Source organism: Acidiphilium sp. 34-64-41 (assembly GCF_002282635.1).
GTDB classification, from domain to species: Bacteria; Pseudomonadota; Alphaproteobacteria; order Acetobacterales; family Acetobacteraceae; genus Acidiphilium; species Acidiphilium rubrum.
On the sequence record NZ_NCJX01000038.1, the window covers coordinates 1 to 18,619 of the forward strand.

An 18,619-nucleotide genomic window follows, 5' to 3' on the forward strand; every position below is an offset into this window, starting at 1 on the left:
GCGAGCGTTAAGGAGGGTGCTGACATCAAACGTCAGAGGGGTCGAAATTGGACGCGATTTTCGCCCCTCAGGGGGTCGTTATTGCAAGCGAATTTACATACCTCTGACCCAAAACCCACGCGTCCACTAGATTGGACCACTCCTGCATCATATGGCGACGTTGATGCTCATACTCTGCCTTGTTGTACACGCCACGTGATGACCTTCCGTCCTCGTGCGCCAGGCATTTCTCGATCCAGTCGCTGTTGAAACCCAGCTCATTCAACAGGGTCGAACCGGTGCGCCGAAGATCGTGAACAGTGAAGGGTTCGAGCGGCAACCCCTCCTTTTTCGCCCTGACGACAACCGCAGTCGTGATTCGATTGAACGTCGCCCGCGACATCGGTGCGTCAGCATCGTAGCGTGACGGAAGGACATAGCGCGAATTTCCCGCGCAGGTTTTCAGCGCGATGAAGATATCAACGGCCTGCAGCGACAAGTAGACGTTGTGTGCTTTCGACCGCTTCATTCGCTCCTTGGGTATCGACCATAGGGCGTTCTCGAAATCGACTTCATCCCACGTCGCGTCCTGCAGTTCGCTTTTCCTCACCATCGTCAAAAGGAAGAGTTTCATTCCCAGCCGTATAGTCGGCAGAGTCGGCACATGCTCGAGCTGACCGAGCATAACGCGAATCTCCGCGGGGGAGAGCGAACGGTCCTTCGGAACGAAGGTCGCGATGGAAGCGGGCCCAACTTCATCCGCCGGGTTGGCAACCTTCTCGCCATGCAGGATCGCGAATGCAAAGATCAGCTTCACGATATCCCGCACATGGACGGCCGTGGCTGGAGCGCCGCGCTCCTTCACCTTCCCGCACATCATCCGGAGATCGTCAGGCGCGATCTCCGTCAAAAGCCTGTTTCGAAACGTTGGCAGGATGTCCCGCTCGTAGATCGAGCGCCGCATAGCGCGCGTGCTGTCGGCCATGCGGGAATCCTGGAACCATTTCTCGCCGAACTCGCCGAACCTCTTCGCCTCCTTCAATCGCCGCTTGTCGTGCTGCTTCTCTTGAGCAGGGGACCGTCCCTCTGAAATGGCCCGCTTCGCATCGATCAGCTTCTCGCGAGCCCTGGCAAGGGAGAGGCCATCTGGGCCGTATCGGCCGAGCGTCAGCGTCTCCCGACGTCCATTGAGGCGGTAGTCGTACCGGAACACGATCGCCCCCGACGGCTGCACCACAACGTACATACCGTCGCGATCGCTAACCTTGTACAATTTATTCTGTGATCTCAGCGCCTTAATCGCAGTGTCAGTAAGCATGGGGCCTCCAAAACCGTCTAAAATCCGGAGAGAGCCGCCAATTATACCGTCAGGCCAAAACAGGCGATGCTGGAAGCATAATTTCTGTTTTATATCAGCCTGTTAATACCAAGAAAAATACCGTCAGCAGCTCTCTTAGCCCTGACGGTATAGCGAAATTTCAAATCGAACAAGTTCCCCCATACCGCCTGCTATACCGTCAAATCGGAGCGCTGCCCCTCGATAGACAACGACAGACGGTGATAGGACTATTGTTATTTTTCAACGGCTTATTGCGTACCGTAGCGTATAAATGGATACTGCCGGAGGGGTCAAAATCATTCCCACTCGATGGTACCGGGGGGTTTGCTGGTGATGTCGTAGGTGACGCGGTTGATGCCGCGGACTTCGCCGACGATGCGGCCGGCGACGCGGGTGAGGAACTGCATGTCGAAGGGGAAGACGTCAGCCGTCATGCCATCGGTGCTGGTGACGGCGCGGAGCGCGCAGGCGAAATCGTAGGTGCGGCCATCCCCCATGACGCCGACGCTGCGGACCGGCAGGAGGGCGACGAAGGCTTGCCAGATGGCATCGTACAGGCCGGCGGCGCGGATTTCCTCGAGGTAGATGGCGTCGGCCCGCTGGAGGATTTTGACTTTTTCGCGATCGACCGGGCCGGGGATGCGGATGGCGAGGCCGGGGCCGGGGAAGGGGTGGCGGCCGACCAGGGTTTCCGGCAGGCCCAGTTCGCGGCCGAGGGCGCGGACCTCGTCCTTGAACAATTCGCGTAGGGGTTCGACCAGTTGCATCCGCATCCGCGCGGGCAGGCCGCCGACATTGTGGTGGGATTTGATGACGGCACTCGGGCCGCCGGTGACCGAGACGCTTTCGATCACATCCGGGTAGAGGGTGCCCTGGGCGAGGAAATCGGCGCCGCCGAGTTTGGCCGCTTCCTGTTCGAACACGTCGATGAACAGGCCGCCGATGATCTTGCGCTTCTGTTCGGGGTCGGCAACGCCTGCGAGGGCGGCGAAGAACAGGTCTGACGCGTCACGGTGGATCAGGGTGATGTTGAAACGGTCGCGGAAGACGCGGATGACATCGTCGGCCTCGCCGGCGCGGAGTAGCCCGTGATCGACGAAGATGCAGACCAGTTGATCGCCGATCGCTTCGTGGATCAGGGCAGCGGCCACCGAACTGTCGACGCCGCCGGACAGGCCGCAGATGACGCGGCCGGTGCCGACCTGGGCGCGGATTTTGCCGCGCGCGACATCACGGAAGTTCGCCATGGTCCAGGTATTCGAGAGGCCGCAGACATTGTGCACGAAATTGGCGAGGAGCTGGGCGCCGTGCGGCGTGTGGATGACTTCCGGGTGGAACATCAGGCCGTAGAAGCGGCGGGTATCGTCGGCGATGACGGCGAAGGGTGCGCCGTCGCTGGTGGCGACCGTGCGGAAGCCGGGCGGCGGGGCGCTGATATGGTCGCCGTGGCTCATCCATACCTGCTCACGGCCGCCCTGGGTCCAGGCGCCGTCGAACAAGGTGCAATCATCGGTGATGTCGACGAAGGCGCGGCCGAATTCGCGGATATGGGCGCCGCTGACATCGCCGCCGAGTTGGGCGCACATGGTCATCTGGCCGTAGCAGATGCCGAGCACGGGGACATCCGATTCAAAGACGAGTTCGGGCGCGCGAGGGGAGTTTTCGTCGCTGACGCTGGCCGGGCCGCCGGAGAGGATGAAGCCGCGCGCCTTGAAGGCGGCGATACGGACGGGATCGGCATCGAAGGGCCAGATTTCGCAATAGACCCCGGCCTCGCGCAGCCGGCGCGCGATCAGTTGCGTCACCTGGCTGCCGAAGTCGAGGATCAGAATCCGTTCGTCGGTCAGCTCATTCATGGAGCGTCATGAGCATGACCGGCGCGGGGTTTCAATAGGCGGACGTCCGCTTGGTGGTCAGACCAGATGTTCGGCGAAGAAGGCGAGGCTGCGGTCTTCGGCCAGCTTGTTGGCCTCGGCGTTGAAACTCGCCCGCGCGTCGCAGCCGAAACCGTGATCGGCGCCCTCGTAGATGAAGACCGGGATTTCGGGCTGGGAGGTCTTGATCGCTTCGACATCGGTGAGCGGGATGCCTTTGTCGAGCGCGCCGAAATGCAGCTGCACCGGGCAGGCGATGGGCGCTTCCTTGGTTTGCACGATGCCGCCGCCGTACCAGCCGATCGCGGCCTTGAAGCTCTTGCTGCGGGTCGCACCCCACCAGGCGATGGTACCGCCCCAGCAATAGCCGATGATGCCGGTCGGGCGGGGGCTGAGTTTTGCGGCGGTCGCCTCGATATCGAGCATGACGTTGGATTCGGCGATGGCCGCGCGCAGTTCGAGGCCTTTTTTGATGCCGTCGGGCGTGTAGTCGAGTTCGACGTTGCGTTCGGCGCGGTCGAACACGGCGGGTGAGAGCACGCGGTAGCCAAAGCTTGCCAGGTGATCGGCGATTTCGCGCATGTGCTGGTTGACGCCGAAGATTTCCTGCACGACCACCAGCGCACGCTCGGCTTTTTCATCGCCGGCGGCGTAGGCGTGGAATTTATGGGCGTCGGACGCGGTCAGTTCGATCATTTCACCCAAGATCAGTCTCCTTGCGGGGTTGCGAACGCGGCGAAATCGCGCGCGATGCGTTCATAGATGTGACGTTTGAACGGGACGGCGAGAGCGGGGATGGTCGCGAAATCGGCCCAGCGCCAGTCGATGAATTCGGGGTTTGGGTCTGCATCGAGCCGGATCATGGCGTCGGTGCCGGTAAAGCGTAGGGCGAACCAGCGCTGGCGTTGGCCGCGATGGCGGTTGCCCAGCCGGGCCGCGATATCGGGCGGGAAATCGTAGGTGATCCAGTCGGGGATTTCGCCGATGATGGCGGCCTCGGTGGTGCCGATTTCCTCACCGAGTTCGCGCAGCACGGCGGTGCGCGGGTCTTCCCCGGCATCGATGCCGCCTTGCGGTAATTGCCAGGGGTGGGTGAAGCTCGCCTGATGCCCGGCGCGACGCGCGATCAGGATTTGCCCGACGCGGTTGAACAGGGCGGCGCCGACGTTGGGCCGATAGGGCAGGGTGGCCGGGTCGGTCATCGCGATCCGGCGGGCAAAGCGAGCGCGCTGACCGGGACGAGAGCGATATGGGCGGCGCCGAGGCTCTTGCACCACGCTGCCAGGGCGGCGATTGCCGGGCCGGTCGGCCGGTCCAGGACGCCGAGCGCGTGGCCGTGGGCGAGGGCGATGGTGCCGAGCCGGTTGAGGTCGGCCGTTTCGGCGGCGATGCCGGTATCGGGGTCGATCACGATGTCGGCGATACTGGAGGCAACGCCGGGGGGTGGGGTGACGTTGGGACTGGCAATGATCATGAAGACGCCGGCCTTGGCGAGTTGGCCACCGAGCCATGCGGCGGCGTGCTGATGTTTCAGGAACAATTCTGGCACCGTAAGGCCGATTGTATCGGTGACGCCGGCATAGCCTGCGGCGCGCGACAAGGCCCAGTCGAGCCGTTTCAGATTATGCGGTGCCGCCGAGCCGGCGCGGAGTGCATCATCGCCGGCGGTAAACGTGGGTTCGCCATCGACCTGCATCGGCAGGCCGATGATGGTTTCATGGCCGGCTGCGCGGGCGGCGGCGGCGATGGTTTCGTCATGCGGCGCATAGGGTGACAAGGCGAGGGAGATTTGCGGGGGCAGGTTATGTACCGCGGCGAGGCTTGGGGTGAGGGCGTAGCCGATGCCGGCGATCATGATCGCGACGCGCGGTTCATCGGCCGCCGCGGTGGCGCGGGCCGCATAATAATGCATCGGGGTGACGCCGTAGGGACCCGGATGCGGGATTTTCCACGCGGGATCGACGCTGGAGGCTGCCTGGAGCATCGGGCTGGGCACGGGTATGCCGTTGCCGCGCGCGGCAAGCGCCGGGACTGATTTGATCGGGCCGAGATATTGCAAAACGGCAACGCCGATGACCACGACGGCCGCGACGCATCCCCAGAACAGCTTCAGTGAGGGTGGTACGCGCGGCATGGCTGGAAGGGAGATCAGTGTGCCGCGTCCGCCTGGCTGGACCCGCCCTGCTGGGCCATGGCGCGGGCCAGTTTCAGCGCCATCTGCAACTGATAGTCGGTCGCGGGTTTTTCAGGGTCGAGCTTCGGCCAGCCGACCGGCGGGCGCGGTGCGATGGTTTTGGCCATGGCGGGGAGCACCAGCTTCGGCGGCAGGATCGGCGCCTTCATGCCGGACGGGTTGTGGAATGCGTTCGGCATGTTGGCTTCGCGGATTTTCGGGAATTGATCCTTCGGGTTGGCGCTTTCATGCACGACCACATCCGGCTGCACGCCGTAATCCTGCAATGATTTGCCGGAAGGCGTGTAGTAGAGCGCGGTGGTCAGGCGCAGCGCGCCATGGTCGGGGATGGTGAAAATTGTCTGCACCGAGCCCTTGCCGAAGCTGCGCGTGCCCATGACGACCGCGCGGCGGTTTTGTTGCAGGGCGGCGCTGACGATTTCGGCGGCGGAGGCGGTACCGGAATTGACCAGGATGACCAGCGGCGTGTGTTTGACCAGCGTATCGTCCGGGTGGGCGTACCAGACTTCGTCATCGGAGCTGTGACGGCCGTGGGTGGAGACGATTTCGCCGGTTTGTAGGAAATCGTTCGCGACAGCGATGCCCTGGTTGAGCAGGCCGCCGGGGTTGTTGCGCATGTCGAGCACATAGGCATCGACATGGCCGTGGCTTTCACGGCGGAGTTTGTGCACGGCGCGGCGGATGTCGCGGCTGGCGTTTTCGGAAAAGCTCGCGAGCCGCATATAACCGATCTTGCCGTAGAGCTTGTCCTTGACCGCCTGGACATGGATGGTTGCGCGGGTCAGGGTATCGACGATCGGCTTGTCGACACCGGCGCGCTTGATGGTCAGGGTGATCTTGCTGCCCGGCGGGCCGCGCATCGCGGTGACCGCCTTGTCGAGCGTGAGGCCGACCATCGGCTTGCCGTCGATCCCGACGATCAGATCGCCGGGTTTGATGCCGGCCTTGGCGGCGGGCGTGCCATCGATCGGGCTGATCACCTTGATGAAGCCGGCCGCCTGCGAGACTTCGAGGCCGAGGCCGCCGAACTGGCCGCTGGTTTCGGCCTGCATGTCCTGGTACTGTTGCTTGTTCATGTAGCCGCTGTGCGGATCAAGCCCGGCCAGCATGCCGTTCATGGAATCATAGATGAGTTTTTTCGAGGGTTCGGGCATCACGTAGTCGGCCTTGACCCGCTGGAAGATGTTTTCGAACAGGCCGAGTTGCTGATAGGTGTCGCTGCCCGCCGGCGCATCGGCCAGCGCACCGCGCACCACCGGGGCGATGACGCCGATTCCGACACCGGCAATAAAGGTGCCGGCGATCAACAAGCTGGTCCGAAACTTCATCCGCGCCATCCTTTTGCCACGTCCAATCGCTACTGTCTCAACCAATAATGCGCCCTGACCGGAAGTCCAGTACCGGATTTCGCGCCGCCCCGGAACCTACGTGCCGCCGCCGAAATGACCGGCGGGGTCGATCGCGGTGCCGTGCTGGCGCAGTTCCACGTAAAGACGCGGCTGATTGCCTGGATCGTGCGGGTCATATCGTGCCATGCTGCCGACCGGTTGGCCAGCCCGGACTGACTGGCCGACGCTGACGGAAAACCGATCAAGCCCTGCCATCACGAAATCGTATCCGCCGCCGCAATCGAGAATGATCAACTTGCCGTAACTCTCGAACGGTTTTGCGAACACCACCTGGCCGGCACAGGCGGCGCTGACCACGCCGCCCGGCGATGCCGCAAACGTGTCGCCGGTTGCCGGACCCGCCGCCGTTGGTGCGCCGAACGCGCGGACCAGTTTGCCGGCGACCGGCGCGCCGCGCAGTGGTTGCGGGACGGCGCCGGCCGGTGCGGGCAAGCGCGCGGCGGCCGCCTGCGCGCGGGCCTTGGCCGCTGCACGACGATTGTGCTCTAATCGGGCGATCACAGCCACCAGGTCGTGCGCATTTGCTGCCGCGGTATTTGCCGCACGCTGTTCCGCCGTGTGCCGGGCGATCGACGCGGTTTCCTGGGAGCTGACCTTCGCAATATCGGTCTGCAGCGCGGCGTCGCTTGCCTGCTGGGCCGTGATGGCTTGCGTCAGCACGGCCTGCTGGGTGCTGAGAGCGGTGGTCAGTGCGGCGTAGCGCCGCCGTGCGGCGCGCAAGGCGGTTGCGCGGGCGCCGATTTCGCGGGTCAGCCCCTGCATCACGAGTGCCCCCTCCGCGGCGCGGCCGGGTGCGGCATCCGCGGCCAGCAAGGTCGCGGCCGGGTGCAGGGCAAGCCGCGCCATCAAGGGCAGCAAGGGCGCGATTGCCGCCGAATCGGCCTGTAGCTCGGCACGGGCGGCATTTGCCTGGCGGGTCAGATGATCGAGCTTCTCGACGAGGCCTGCCGTTGCGGTCTCATCGACCCGCAAGGCGGCGGCCGCCGCGACCTCACGCGTCACCAGCGCCGCCTGCTGCGCCCGCGCCGCCGCGGCCGCGCGCAACGCCGCCGCCGCGGCCGCCTGATGCTGCTGCGCCGCCCGATTGTCCGCATCCAGCCGTGCTCGCGCCCGGTCCAGCGACCCGGCCTGCGCGATGCCGGACAGGATGATCAGGATGGCTGCAACTGAGGGGGTGAGGCAGGTGAAGAAGAAGGCCAGGGGGCTTTGCCCCCTGGCCCCCCACCAAAGGCAGGGCCTTTGGAATCCATTCGTTTTAGGCGCGGGGAGGGCGGGCACGGGATTCGGCACGGCAATCGCCTGGACGCCCTCCTCGCGCCTAAAACTAGCGGGTTCTAAGGGCTCCGCCCTTAGCGGGGTCCAGGGGCCGAGCCCCTGGCCTTCTTCCTTGTCTGCCTCACCCCCCAATCGCAGCCGTCCCGATCAACGAGGTTCCGGTCATTTCGGCCGGTTGGGCGATGCCGAGCAGGGCGAGGATAGTGGGGGCGAGGTCGGCGAGGCGGCCGTCGTGCAGTGTGGTGCCTGGTGCCGCGCCGGCGAGCAGGACGGGCACGCGGTTGAGCGTGTGGGCGGTGTGGGGGCCGCCGGTTGCGGGGTCGCGCATCAGTTCGCAATTGCCGTGATCGGCGGTCACGATGAGGCTGCCGTGCTGGGCGGCAATGGCGGCGGCGATGCGGCCGAGACAGGTATCGACGGTTTCGACGGCTTTGATGGCGGCGGCGAGGATGCCGGTGTGTCCGACCATGTCCGGGTTGGCGAAGTTCAGCACGATCATATCGAGGTCGCCGGCTTCGATGGCGGCGACGACTTTTTCGGTCAGTTCGGGTGCGGACATTTCGGGTTGCAAGTCGTAGGTGGCGACCTTGGGTGAGGGGACCATGATGCGGTCTTCGCCTTCGAACGGCGTTTCGCGGCCGCCGTTGAGGAAGTAGGTGACGTGCGGGTATTTTTCGGTCTCGGCGGCGCGGAGTTGGCGTTTGCCGGCGCGGGCGACGACTTCACCGAGCAGGTTGGTCATCGGGTTCGGCGCGAACAGGCAGTGCATGAGTTTGTCGATATGGTCCGAGTAGGGGACCATGCCGAGGGCGGCGGCGAATTTCGGGACCAGGGCGCGGGAGAAGCCATCGAAGCCGGGGTCGAGCAGGGCGGTGAGGATTTCGCGGACGCGGTCGGCGCGGAAATTGGCGCAGAGCAGGCCGTCGCCATCGCTGATGCCAGCATATCCGGTGATCACGATGGGTTTGACGAATTCATCGGTGATGGCGGCGCGGTAACTGGCGCGCACCGCCTCGACCGGATCGGTCGCGGCGGTGCCTGCGCCATCGACCAGCAGGTCGAACGCGCGTTCCACCCGCTCCCAGCGGTTATCGCGGTCCATGGCGTAGTAGCGGCCGATGATGGTGGCGATTTCGGCGCCGGAGGGAATGGCATCGATCAGGGTTTGCAGGCAGTCGGCGGCGCTTTCAGGGGCGGTGTCGCGGCCATCGGTGATAGCGTGAATGAACACCGGCACGCCGGCATCGGCAATGATGGTGGCGAGGGCGGCGACGTGGCGTTGATGGGCGTGGACGCCGCCGGGCGAGATCAGGCCGAGCAGGTGGCAGGCCCCTTCGGATTGTTTCAGGGCGGCGATGAAGCGTTGCAGGTCGGGGTTGGTGGCCAGCGAGCCATCGGTGATGGCGGCATCGATGCGCGGCAATTCCTGCATGACGACGCGCCCGGCGCCGATATTGGTGTGGCCGACCTCGGAATTGCCCATCTGGCCGTCCGGCAGGCCGACATCGTTACCGCAGGTGCGCAGGAAGGCGTGGGGCGAGGCTTGCCAGAGGCGGTCGAAATTGGGCGTTTGCGCCAGCGCGACGGCATTGTCGGCCTGGTCTTCACGCCAGCCGAAGCCGTCGAGAATGGTCAGCATGACCGGTTGTTTCATGGTGGTCTCCTGGACGGGCGGCGATGGGATGCCGGCGGCGGGCCGCGTGGCGGCAGGTTCCGGTTGGGCGAACTGCGGTCTATATAACGGTCATGCTGATCGATTCCCATTGCCATCTGGATTATTTCACGGAAACCGAGCGGCCGGCGGTGCTGGCGCGCGCGGCTGCGGCGGGGGTGGGCGAGATGGTGACGATCGGCACCAGCCTCGCGCAGTCGCAGCAGGCCATAGCGATGGCGGCTGGGGCCGCGAATGTGTGGGCCTGCGTGGGCGTGCATCCGCACAATGCGGGCGGGGAGGGTGGTGTGCCGGCTGCCGAGACGATCGCGGCTTTGACTGCGCATCCAAGGGTGATCGGGATCGGTGAATCCGGGTTGGATTATTTTTACGACAAGGCACCGCGCGACGCGCAGGCGGCGAATTTTGCAGCGCATATCCGGGCCGCGCAACTCACTGACCTGCCGCTTGCGATTCATGCGCGGGATGCCGATGAGGATATCGCATCGATGCTCGAGGCGGCTTATGCTGAGCAGCCGTTTTCGTTTTTGCTGCATTGTTTTTCATCCGGCCGCGAATTGGCCGAGCGGGCTCTGGCGATCGGCGGGTATGTGTCGTTTTCGGGGATTTTGACGTTTCCGAAATCGGACGATCTGCGGGCGATCGCGCGGGATGTGCCGGCGGATCGGGTGCTGGTGGAGACCGATTCGCCGTATCTGGCGCCGGTGCCGTTGCGCGGCAAGCGTAATGAGCCGGCCAATACGGTGCATACCGCGCGCGTGCTGGCCGGCGTGCTGGGGCTGAGCGAGCCGGCGCTCGCGGATTTGACCAGCCGGAATTTTCGCCGCCTGTTCACCAAGGCGGCATGAGGTTTCGCGTCACGCTGCTCGGGACCGGCGGGTCGGCAGGTTTGCCGCAGATTGGTGGCGCCGATGGCGCAGGCGATTGGGGGAGTTGCGATCCGGCCGAGGCGCGCAATGCGCGGACGCGGGCGAGCATTGTGATCGAGAGCGCGGCGGGACGGTTGCTGGTGGATACGGCGCCAGAAGTGCGGTTGCAGCTAACCGCGAACCGGATTGGCCGGATCGATGCGGTGCTGTTTACCCATGCGCATGCTGATCATATCGCCGGATTGGACGAGGTGCGGATTCTGAACCGGATTCTGGGCGCGCCGATCCCTGGTTACAGCGACGAGCGGACCTGGGATGAGTTGGTCCGGCGGTTCAACTATGCATTCAAGCCCTGGCAACCGCCGGGTTTTTTTCGGCCGGTGATCGATACGCACAGAATCGCGCCGGGCGAGACGAACCGGATTTGTGGCCTGCCGGTCGGTATCATCGAGCAGGATCATGGGTTTATTCCCTCGCTCGGGCTGAGGATTGGCAATTTTGCCTATTGCACCGATGTGATGCGGTTCGACGACGAGGAGTTCGCGCGGTTAGCAGGGATCGACACCTGGGTGGTCGATTGTTTCACGCGCGGACCGAAACATCCGACCCATGCCAATCTGGATCAGGTGCTGACGTGGGTGGACGCCTTACGGCCACGGCGGACGATCTTGACGCATATGGGGCCGGACATGGATTACGCGACGCTGCTGGCAGGGCTGCCAGCAGGAATCGAGCCTGGGTATGACGGCATGGTAATCGAGGGAGAAGTAACGTGACGCAGGACGAAAAACTGGACCGGTTGGCCGAGATTGCCGTGAAGATCGGTGTCAATGTGCAGAAGGGGCAGGAGTTGATCGTCAACGCGCCGATCGATGCACGGGCGCTGGTGCAGCGGATTGTGGCGCATGCGTATGATGCGGGTGCCACGCTGGTGGTGCCGTTGTTCGTGGATGATGTGGTGCAACGGGCGCGTTTCGTGCATGCGGATGAGGAGAGTTTCGATTTCGCGCCGGCGTGGTTGTATGAGGCGATGGCGAAATCGCTGGGTGATGGCGCGGCGGTGCTGACCATTGTGGGGTCGGACCCGATGCTGCTGGCGGGATGCGACCAGGCGCGGATCGGGCGGGCGCAACGGGCGACGGCGGCCGCGATGAAGCCGGTCCGCAATCTGATCAGCAGTTTTTCGACGAATTGGTCGATCCTGTCGTTCGCGACGCCGGGTTGGGCGGCTTCGGTGTTTCCCGATGAGCCGCGCGATGCGGCGGTGGCGAAATTATGGGATGCGATTTTCGCAGTCAGCCGGGTCGATCAACCCGATCCGGTGCGCGCGTGGCGTGACCATGCGGCGACGCTGGGGCGCCGCTGCGACGTGCTGAACGACAAGCGCTTTGCCGCACTGCGGTTTCGCGGACCGGGGACGGATTTGCGGGTCGGGCTCGCCGAGGATCATCGCTGGGCTGGTGGTTCGGTTGAGTCGCGCAATGGCACGGTGTGTCTGCCGAACATGCCGACCGAGGAAGTGTTTACAATGCCTCACAAGATGAAGGTGGAAGGCGTTGTTTCTGCGACAAAACCTCTGGTCAATGGTGGTGCACTGATCGAAGGGATATGGGTGCGGTTCGAGGCCGGGCGTATCGTTGAGGCACAAGCGTCGAAGGGGCAGGACGTGTTCCGCGCTCTGATCGGCACCGATGAGGGGGCGGCGCGGTTGGGCGAGGTGGCGCTGGTGCCGGAGGTCTCGCCGGTCGCGCAATCGGGACTGATTTTCCGCAACACGCTGTTCGATGAAAACGCTGCCTGCCATATCGCGCTCGGCCAGGCGCTGTCGTTGAACATGGAGGGCGGCTGCGATGCCGCGCGCGGGGCGAACGAGAGCTTGATCCATGTCGATTGGATGATCGGGTCAGGGCAGGTGGATGTCGATGGCATCACGGCTTCAGGTGCGGTGGAACCGGTGATGCGGGCGGGGGCGTTTACGCTGGGATGATCAGCGTGACGCGGTATCGTTCCCGGGACAGTGGTGGGTGGCATGTTCCGGCAGGTCCCAGCTTCGGTCCATCACCCAATCCCGCCAGTCCCAGGCGTAGGCGGCGGGCCGGCGATCGGCCAGGATCGGGCGCTGGCGTTCGCCGAGCGCCGTTGTGAAGGCGAGGCGCCACGGGTGTGGAATGTCGTCGATCAGGATGTAGTGGCGTTGCCGGCTCGGGGTATGGATGGGAACGAGCGCCAACAGGGACCGCTTGGTCTTGGGCGTTTCGGTGTTGAAAACCGCGCCGGCAGGCGGGTCTTGCCACGTCATGATGCGCAGTCTGTGTGTGGGAGTTTGTGATGATCGCCGTAGGCTAAGATCATGATTGCCTTCGTATTTGTACGACCTCGGTCAGTTTTGTTATGGGGTGGGGCGAGGTGATATTGTTATAACGTTGCAACGGCTAACTATTATCACAAACTTGGCTTTTTCACCGGTAGACTCGGAATTTACTTATATCGTTTAACGCGAACAAAATCAGGAAGCATGCTACTTTTAGTTGTGGTAGGCGTGACGCAGGTTTGCCCATGTTGGACTTCCCGGGCGTGAGTTGTTATCCGGATTTCAACGATCAGGAGACGCTCAATGCAACAGCGCGACCCCACCGCCTTGCGTAGTTACCGCTGGTTCGGTGCCAGTGATCTGCGCAGTTTCGGCCATCGCTCGCGCATTCGCCAGCTTGGCTTCGACCTTGAGGATGTGGCGGGCCGGCCGGTGATTGCGATCATCAACACCTGGAACGGGCTGGCGCATTGCCATGGGCATTTTCCCGCACGGGTGGAGGCGATTAAGCGCGGCGTGCTGGAGGCGGGGGGATTTCCGGTCGAGGTACCGGTGATGGCGCTGCCGGAGAATTTCGTGAAGCCGACCACGATGCTCTATCGCAATCTGCTGGCGATGGAAGTGGAAGAGAATCTGCGCTCATTGCCGGTCGATGGGGCGGTGCTGATGGGCGGGTGCGACAAGACGACGCCGGCGACCATCATGGGGGCGATCAGCGCGGGGTTGCCCGCGATTTTCATGCCGGCCGGGCCGATGCTGCGGGGCAATTGGGGCGGCAAGATTCTGGGCTCGGGCTCGGATATCTGGAAATTCTGGGACGAGAAGCGCGCGGGCAATATTTCCGAGGCGCAATGGGCGGAGATGGAATCCGGCATCGCGCGGTCGGACGGGGTGTGCATGACGATGGGCACCGCGATGACGATGACCTCGCTCGCCGAGGTGCTGGGGCTGACGCTGCCGGGGGCGACCTCGATCCCCGCGCCGGATTCGGGCCATGCGCGCATGGCGACGGCGACCGGGCGGCGCGCGGTTGATCTGGTGTGGGAGGGTCGCAGGATGACCGATATTCTGACCCTGGCCAGTTTCGAGAATGCGATTATTGCGAGTGCGGCGCTGGCGGGTTCGACCAATGCGATCATTCACTTGATCGCGATGGCGCGGCGAGCGGGGATTGCGCTGGAGCTTGGCCAGTTCGATCAGCTTTCGGCAGGCGTGCCAGTGCTCGCGAATATCAGGCCGTCGGGCGAGTATCTGATGGAGGATTTTTTCTATGCGGGTGGGCTGACTGCATTTTTGACCAGGCTGGCGGATCGGCTTGATTTATCGGCGGCGACGGTAAACGGGGCGACGCTGGGTGAGAATATTGAGAACGCAACAATCTGGAACGAGGACGTTATTCGCCCGGTTGGGAACCCGGTTTCACAGGCCGATGGGCTGGCGGTGCTGCGCGGCAATCTGGCGCCGGACGGGTGCGTGATGAAAGCATCGGCGGCGGAACCGAGGTTGCTCAAACATGAAGGACCAGCCTTGGTGTTTGATGATTATGATGCTATGGCGCGCGCCGTGGCCGACCCGGCGCTCGATGTTACGCCCGATCATGTGCTGGTACTGCGCAATGCCGGGCCGCTAGGCGGGCCGGGGATGCCGGAGTGGGGGATGTTGCCGATTCCGGTGAAGCTGCTGCGGCAAGGCGTGCGCGACATGCTGCGGATTTCCGATGCGAGAATGAGCGGGACCAGTTATGGCGCGTGCATTCTGCACGTGGCACCGGAAGCGTTCGTCGGCGGGCCGCTCGCGCTGATCCGCACCGGGGATATCATTGCGGTGGATGTTGCGGCGCGCACGATCGATGTGCGGCTGAGCGCGGATGAGTTGGCCGCGCGGCGGGCATGGTGGGTGGCGCCGGCGCCACGGTATCCGCGGGGATATGGCGCGATGGCGGCAGCCCATATCGGCCAGGCCGATAAGGGCTGCGACTTCGATTTTCTACAGCGTCCCGGCGCGGTGCCGGAGCCAGAGATCCATTAGGTTCAGGGCGCTTTGGATGTCGCGCCGACCGCCTGATTCTGATGGGCGGTTTTATGGCCCATGGTTTTGGAGACGTGCGAGCGGCGCTTCATGTGCGACGACGTTGCGTGGGTGCGCGAGTGCGATGTGCGCTTGAGCGTGCGCTTATGGCCGCTCATGGCGGTCTGATGGCGCGCGGCGGCGCCGGCATCCTTTTTGGTGGAGTGCGACATCGCGGTGGTGGTGCTCTGGGCATGAGCGGAAATCATGGATGTCATGCCGGCAAGCAATAACGTGGTGCCGAGGGCGATAGCGGGTCCGATGGATCGATGGGCGGCCTTGGTTTTCATGATGATCTCCTGATGATGTACAGCACTTGGTGCAGGCGGGGGCAAAACAAAGTTACAATCAGGCAAGGCCAGACTGCGCTGGTTGGGGCGCGCACAAAGATCGCAGAAGAAATATTATGGAAACTCGTATTGCCGTGATTTGTGCTTTGGGTATGCCGGATCACGATTTGGCCTCGGCATGCGGCGTGCACAGATCGGCCACAGATCCGCCTGAATTGCCCAACAGAGTGGTCAGATCAAATCGAGTTGGTCAGGAACCGTAAACATGGAACACGCTGCCGATCATAGCATTGCGATCGTCGTGCCGGTGCATAACGAGGCTGCCAATATCGAGCCGTTGCTGCGCGAAATCCGCGCCGCGATGGCCGGGCTCGATTACGAGATTGTTTATGTCGATGATGGCAGCACCGATGCGACCGCCGCGATCCTGGCGGCGCAGGCGCGCGAGAACACGGATTTGCGGGTTATCCGGCATCGGGCCAGTTGCGGCCAGAGTGCGGCGATCATTACCGGGGTACGCGCGGCCGATGCGACGTGGATCGCGACGCTCGATGGCGATGGCCAGAACGATCCGGCCGACATTCCCGCGATGTTCGCGGCGGCACGCCGCAGTGATCGGGCCGGAGCGCCGGTGCTGATCGCCGGGCATCGTCAGCGCCGGCAGGATGATGCGATCAAGCTGCTGAGTTCGCGGATTGCCAACAACGTGCGCGCGCGGCTGCTGGGCGAGAGACATTCATGTCCCTACCCCAGTTTGATCATATGCACCGGTTTCTGCCCGCCTTGGTCATCCGTGCCGGCGGGGTGGTGATATCGCACCCGGTTGGCCATAGGCCGCGCCACGCCGGGGCCTCGCATTATGGCACGTGGGGCCGGCTGAAGGTTGGCGTCGTCGATCTGGCTGGGGTTGCCTGGCTGCAGCGCCGGTGGAACCGTCCGGACATCGTGACTGGCGCAACGGCGCAGACCAATGGGCCGGCCAGAGTGGATCGCGGCATCGTGGCGCGGCCGCTCGAACATAGCCATTAGGCGGCACCGACATGGGCTTTCGCTGGATTGGTCTGAAACCGTTCGCCAAGCCGGCGTTGCTGGTGATCGGGCTGACCGGTGGAGCGTTGGCGCTGCGGCTGCTGCCGTTCGGCGATATTTTGAAATCTCATGCACATAGCCACGCTGATGCCCGCGATATCGGCCTGTTCGTCGGGCTGGGCGCGTTGGCCTGCGCGGTTGGCATGCCTCGGCAGATCGTGGCGTTTGCCGCTGGCTACGCCTGGGGTGTGACGATCGGCGCCAGTATGGCGCTGGTGGCACAGGTAATCGGGTGTGCCGCCGATCTGTTCTGGGCGCGGTGGATTGCCCGGGATTTCGTGCAGGCGCGTCTGCGCGGCCGGGCGCTGCGGCTCGACCGGTTGTTGACGACCAGCCCGTTCATCAGCGCGCTCACGCTGCGGTTGATGCCGGTGGGCAATAATCTGTTGCTCAACCTGCTGGCCGGCGTATCGGCGGTGCCGGCGCGCGGGTTTTTATTGGGCTCGGCGGCCGGGTTTATTCCGCAGACGGTGATTTTCGCGTTGCTCGGCTCGGGCAGCCGGATTGCGCGGGCAACGCAGATCGAGATCGGCGTTGCGCTGTTCGTGGTCTCCACGTTGATCGGCGTGGTGTTGTTGCTGCGCGGGCGACGGAACCGGGACGAGCTCGCCGTGACGATGCGGTCGACCGGCTGATCCGCGCTACTGGCAAAGGGCCGTTGCCGCCTCGCTATCCGAACAGGCGACGACGCCGAGCGAGCCCGGATCGATCTGTTCGATGGTGATTTCCTTGCCGGCGCCGATCGGGGCGGCTGTGCCACCGAGGGCCGCAACCTTGGCGAAGAAGGTCGTCTGGTCGGGTTCCCTGCCCTGCCCTGCTGGTCCGTAAACCGCGAACACGCGATGGCCGGCCGCGAGACTTTTGGCCGCGCGTTTGACATGGGTCGTGGTTTGCCAGGGTGTCGCGTTGGGATCGCTCGACTTGCGTTCGAAGGCGAGCATGGCCGGGGCCGCGCCGTCGCTGACCAGGAGCATATCCCCTGCGGTCATCCGGCTTTCCAGCAGAACGGCAGCCTTGTCCCAGCGGGGTTTGGTTTCGGCGTGGTAATAGGGGGCGAGGTTGAGCAGCAGCAACAGGGTGGCAAGCACCAGCGCGGGTTTTTGCGCGCGATCGGCCAGCGCTTCGATGCCGAAGCCGGCCAGAATAAAGAACGGTGCGGCACTCCAGAGCAAGTAGCGCGGCAGCAGGACCGGGTGGATCAGCGAGATCAGCGCCAGGGTGAGCGGCAAGCCGAGGAAGGCGATGATGAGCACGACCAGCGGCGCCGCTTGGCGGCGCAGGTGCCAGACGCCGAGGGTCGCGAAGGCGAAAATCAGTGCTGAGAGGGCGGCATAGGCCGTGGGCAGAAGGCGCATCGTCACCATGGTGGCATCACGCAGGCCGTAGAGACTGGCGATATCCGCCCAGCCGGCGCGTGCTGACAGCGGCGGAATCCAGTTGAAGCTGCGCATGACGTGGTCATGGACGGCTTGGAGCATCGCGATGTAGCCAGGGGCGGCCGCGATGATGATGGCAAACTGGATGAGGCCCCAATTGGCGAGGAACCGCCGGCGCGCGGTGACGCGCGGCAGGATGGCCGCGGCCATTGCGACATTGGCGGTGATCAGCCAGGGGATCGCATCGCCCAGGGTCCAGAGGGCGGCGAGCGTACCCAATCCGTAGGCGGCCCAGGCGGCGCGTGGCGCGCGGCGGTCGCGCAGGCGCAGCCCGCCGGCATCGGGTGCCAGAGCGAGGCCGATCAGGCCATCGAGCCCGATCAGGATGAAGGTCATCATCAATGTATAGGAGCGGGCTTCCTGGCTGAAGCCGACCTGCAGGGGTGCGAAGGCCATCAGCAGGCCGGCAAACACGGCGGCGGCGCGGCCGCCGATTTTCCAGGCGATGGCGAAGACGAGGACGGCGTTGAGGGCGCCGGCAAGGGCCGGGATTGTCCGCAGTGCGGCCGGGCCGGCACCGGCGCCGAGGGCGATCATTGCGTGTTCGAGCAGGAAAAAGCTGGGGATGTGATGATGGCGCAGGGAATTGGCGATGACGCCTGGCAGCGCGAGCGAGGAGCGCTGGACGGTGAAAATCTCATCGAGCCAGAACGGTTTGGCACCCAGGTGATACAGGCGCGCGATCAGGCCGGCGATCAAGATGCCGAGGCCCGCAAGCCTGGCACCGACCGCGGTTTCACGGTGCGCGATGGCGGTGGGGGTGGTGGCGGACGGCGACCTGGTCATTGCAGTGGTTGCACCATGGGCTTGTAACG

General features: G+C 64.1%; 18 protein-coding genes. 7 read left to right on the forward strand and 11 right to left on the reverse strand.

Going from position 1 to position 18,619, the window contains the following annotated elements:
• Window positions 1-67 precede the first annotated feature (67 nt).
• The 8 genes from B7X49_RS09640 to gpmI form a co-directional block, all read right to left on the reverse strand.
• The gene (locus B7X49_RS09640; RefSeq protein ID WP_286702628.1) at window positions 68-1,297 is read right to left on the reverse strand and encodes a tyrosine-type recombinase/integrase; all 1,230 of its coding nucleotides are present in this window, start codon (window positions 1,295-1,297) and stop codon (window positions 68-70) included.
• Between the two features lie 317 nt (window positions 1,298-1,614).
• The gene (gene guaA, locus B7X49_RS09645) at window positions 1,615-3,174 is read right to left on the reverse strand and encodes a glutamine-hydrolyzing GMP synthase (RefSeq protein WP_286702627.1); all 1,560 of its coding nucleotides are present in this window, start codon (window positions 3,172-3,174) and stop codon (window positions 1,615-1,617) included.
• 57 nt (window positions 3,175-3,231) lie between these two features.
• Window positions 3,232-3,897, reverse strand: coding sequence for a dienelactone hydrolase family protein (locus tag B7X49_RS09650; RefSeq protein WP_286702626.1), 666 nt, complete (start codon window positions 3,895-3,897; stop codon window positions 3,232-3,234).
• A gap of 2 nt (window positions 3,898-3,899) precedes the next feature.
• Window positions 3,900-4,394 carry an RNA pyrophosphohydrolase gene (locus tag B7X49_RS09655; protein ID WP_286702625.1) on the reverse strand — a complete coding sequence of 165 codons (495 nt, stop codon included), beginning with the start codon at window positions 4,392-4,394 and terminating at the stop codon, window positions 3,900-3,902.
• On the reverse strand, window positions 4,391-5,326 hold the full coding sequence (locus tag B7X49_RS09660) for a divergent polysaccharide deacetylase family protein (RefSeq protein WP_029311049.1): 936 nt from the start codon (window positions 5,324-5,326) through the stop codon (window positions 4,391-4,393). Before B7X49_RS09660 ends, B7X49_RS09655 begins: the two co-directional genes overlap by 4 nt.
• A 14-nt stretch (window positions 5,327-5,340) precedes the next feature.
• Entirely contained in the window at window positions 5,341-6,714 is a 1,374-nt protein-coding gene (locus B7X49_RS09665; RefSeq protein WP_286702624.1) for a S41 family peptidase, read from the reverse strand.
• Between the two features lie 96 nt (window positions 6,715-6,810).
• The gene (locus tag B7X49_RS09670) at window positions 6,811-8,085 is read right to left on the reverse strand and encodes a murein hydrolase activator EnvC (protein ID WP_286702623.1); all 1,275 of its coding nucleotides are present in this window, start codon (window positions 8,083-8,085) and stop codon (window positions 6,811-6,813) included.
• A gap of 106 nt (window positions 8,086-8,191) precedes the next feature.
• A complete protein-coding gene (gene gpmI / locus B7X49_RS09675; RefSeq protein WP_286702622.1) occupies window positions 8,192-9,724 on the reverse strand; it encodes a 2,3-bisphosphoglycerate-independent phosphoglycerate mutase in 1,533 nt (510 codons plus the stop codon).
• 92 nt (window positions 9,725-9,816) lie between these two features.
• Here gpmI and B7X49_RS09680 point away from each other — a divergent pair, with 92 nt between their 5' ends.
• From B7X49_RS09680 to B7X49_RS09690, 3 genes are read left to right on the forward strand one after another with little or no spacing between them, the layout of a single operon-like run.
• On the forward strand, window positions 9,817-10,590 hold the full coding sequence (locus B7X49_RS09680) for a TatD family hydrolase (protein WP_286702621.1): 774 nt from the start codon (window positions 9,817-9,819) through the stop codon (window positions 10,588-10,590).
• The gene (locus tag B7X49_RS09685; RefSeq protein ID WP_286702620.1) at window positions 10,587-11,387 is read left to right on the forward strand and encodes an MBL fold metallo-hydrolase; all 801 of its coding nucleotides are present in this window, start codon (window positions 10,587-10,589) and stop codon (window positions 11,385-11,387) included. The genes B7X49_RS09680 and B7X49_RS09685 overlap by 4 nt, the downstream gene beginning before the upstream one ends.
• Window positions 11,384-12,598: an aminopeptidase gene (locus tag B7X49_RS09690; protein ID WP_286702619.1), complete on the forward strand. Its 1,215-nt coding sequence runs from the start codon at window positions 11,384-11,386 to the stop codon at window positions 12,596-12,598. The genes B7X49_RS09685 and B7X49_RS09690 overlap by 4 nt, the downstream gene beginning before the upstream one ends.
• On the opposite strand, the gene B7X49_RS09695 is transcribed toward B7X49_RS09690, so the two are convergent.
• Window positions 12,599-12,910 (reverse strand): hypothetical protein, encoded by a 312-nt coding sequence (locus B7X49_RS09695; RefSeq protein WP_286702618.1) that lies wholly within the window; start codon window positions 12,908-12,910, stop codon window positions 12,599-12,601.
• A gap of 315 nt (window positions 12,911-13,225) precedes the next feature.
• Here B7X49_RS09695 and araD point away from each other — a divergent pair, with 315 nt between their 5' ends.
• The gene (gene araD, locus B7X49_RS09700; RefSeq protein WP_286702617.1) at window positions 13,226-14,950 is read left to right on the forward strand and encodes an L-arabinonate dehydratase; all 1,725 of its coding nucleotides are present in this window, start codon (window positions 13,226-13,228) and stop codon (window positions 14,948-14,950) included.
• Between the two features lie 2 nt (window positions 14,951-14,952).
• Here the strand turns inward: araD and B7X49_RS09705 are convergent, their stop codons facing one another.
• On the reverse strand, window positions 14,953-15,279 hold the full coding sequence (locus tag B7X49_RS09705; RefSeq protein WP_286702616.1) for a hypothetical protein: 327 nt from the start codon (window positions 15,277-15,279) through the stop codon (window positions 14,953-14,955).
• 265 nt (window positions 15,280-15,544) lie between these two features.
• Between B7X49_RS09705 and B7X49_RS09710 the strand changes: the two genes are divergently transcribed.
• Genes B7X49_RS09710 through B7X49_RS09715 form a run of 3 tightly spaced genes read left to right on the forward strand, consistent with a single transcriptional unit; the run spans window position 15,545 to window position 17,003 of the window.
• The gene (locus B7X49_RS09710; RefSeq protein ID WP_353744418.1) at window positions 15,545-16,090 is read left to right on the forward strand and encodes a glycosyltransferase; all 546 of its coding nucleotides are present in this window, start codon (window positions 15,545-15,547) and stop codon (window positions 16,088-16,090) included.
• Window positions 16,087-16,308, forward strand: a complete 222-nt coding sequence (locus B7X49_RS18775; protein WP_353744420.1) for a hypothetical protein — start codon at window positions 16,087-16,089, stop codon at window positions 16,306-16,308. Before B7X49_RS09710 ends, B7X49_RS18775 begins: the two co-directional genes overlap by 4 nt.
• Before the next feature lie 11 nt (window positions 16,309-16,319).
• Entirely contained in the window at window positions 16,320-17,003 is a 684-nt protein-coding gene (locus tag B7X49_RS09715; protein WP_076454476.1) for a TVP38/TMEM64 family protein, read from the forward strand.
• A gap of 6 nt (window positions 17,004-17,009) precedes the next feature.
• Here the strand turns inward: B7X49_RS09715 and B7X49_RS09720 are convergent, their stop codons facing one another.
• Complete coding sequence (locus B7X49_RS09720) at window positions 17,010-18,590, reverse strand: hypothetical protein (RefSeq protein WP_286702614.1); 1,581 nt, start codon at window positions 18,588-18,590, stop codon at window positions 17,010-17,012.
• Window positions 18,591-18,619: the final 29 nt, after the last annotated feature.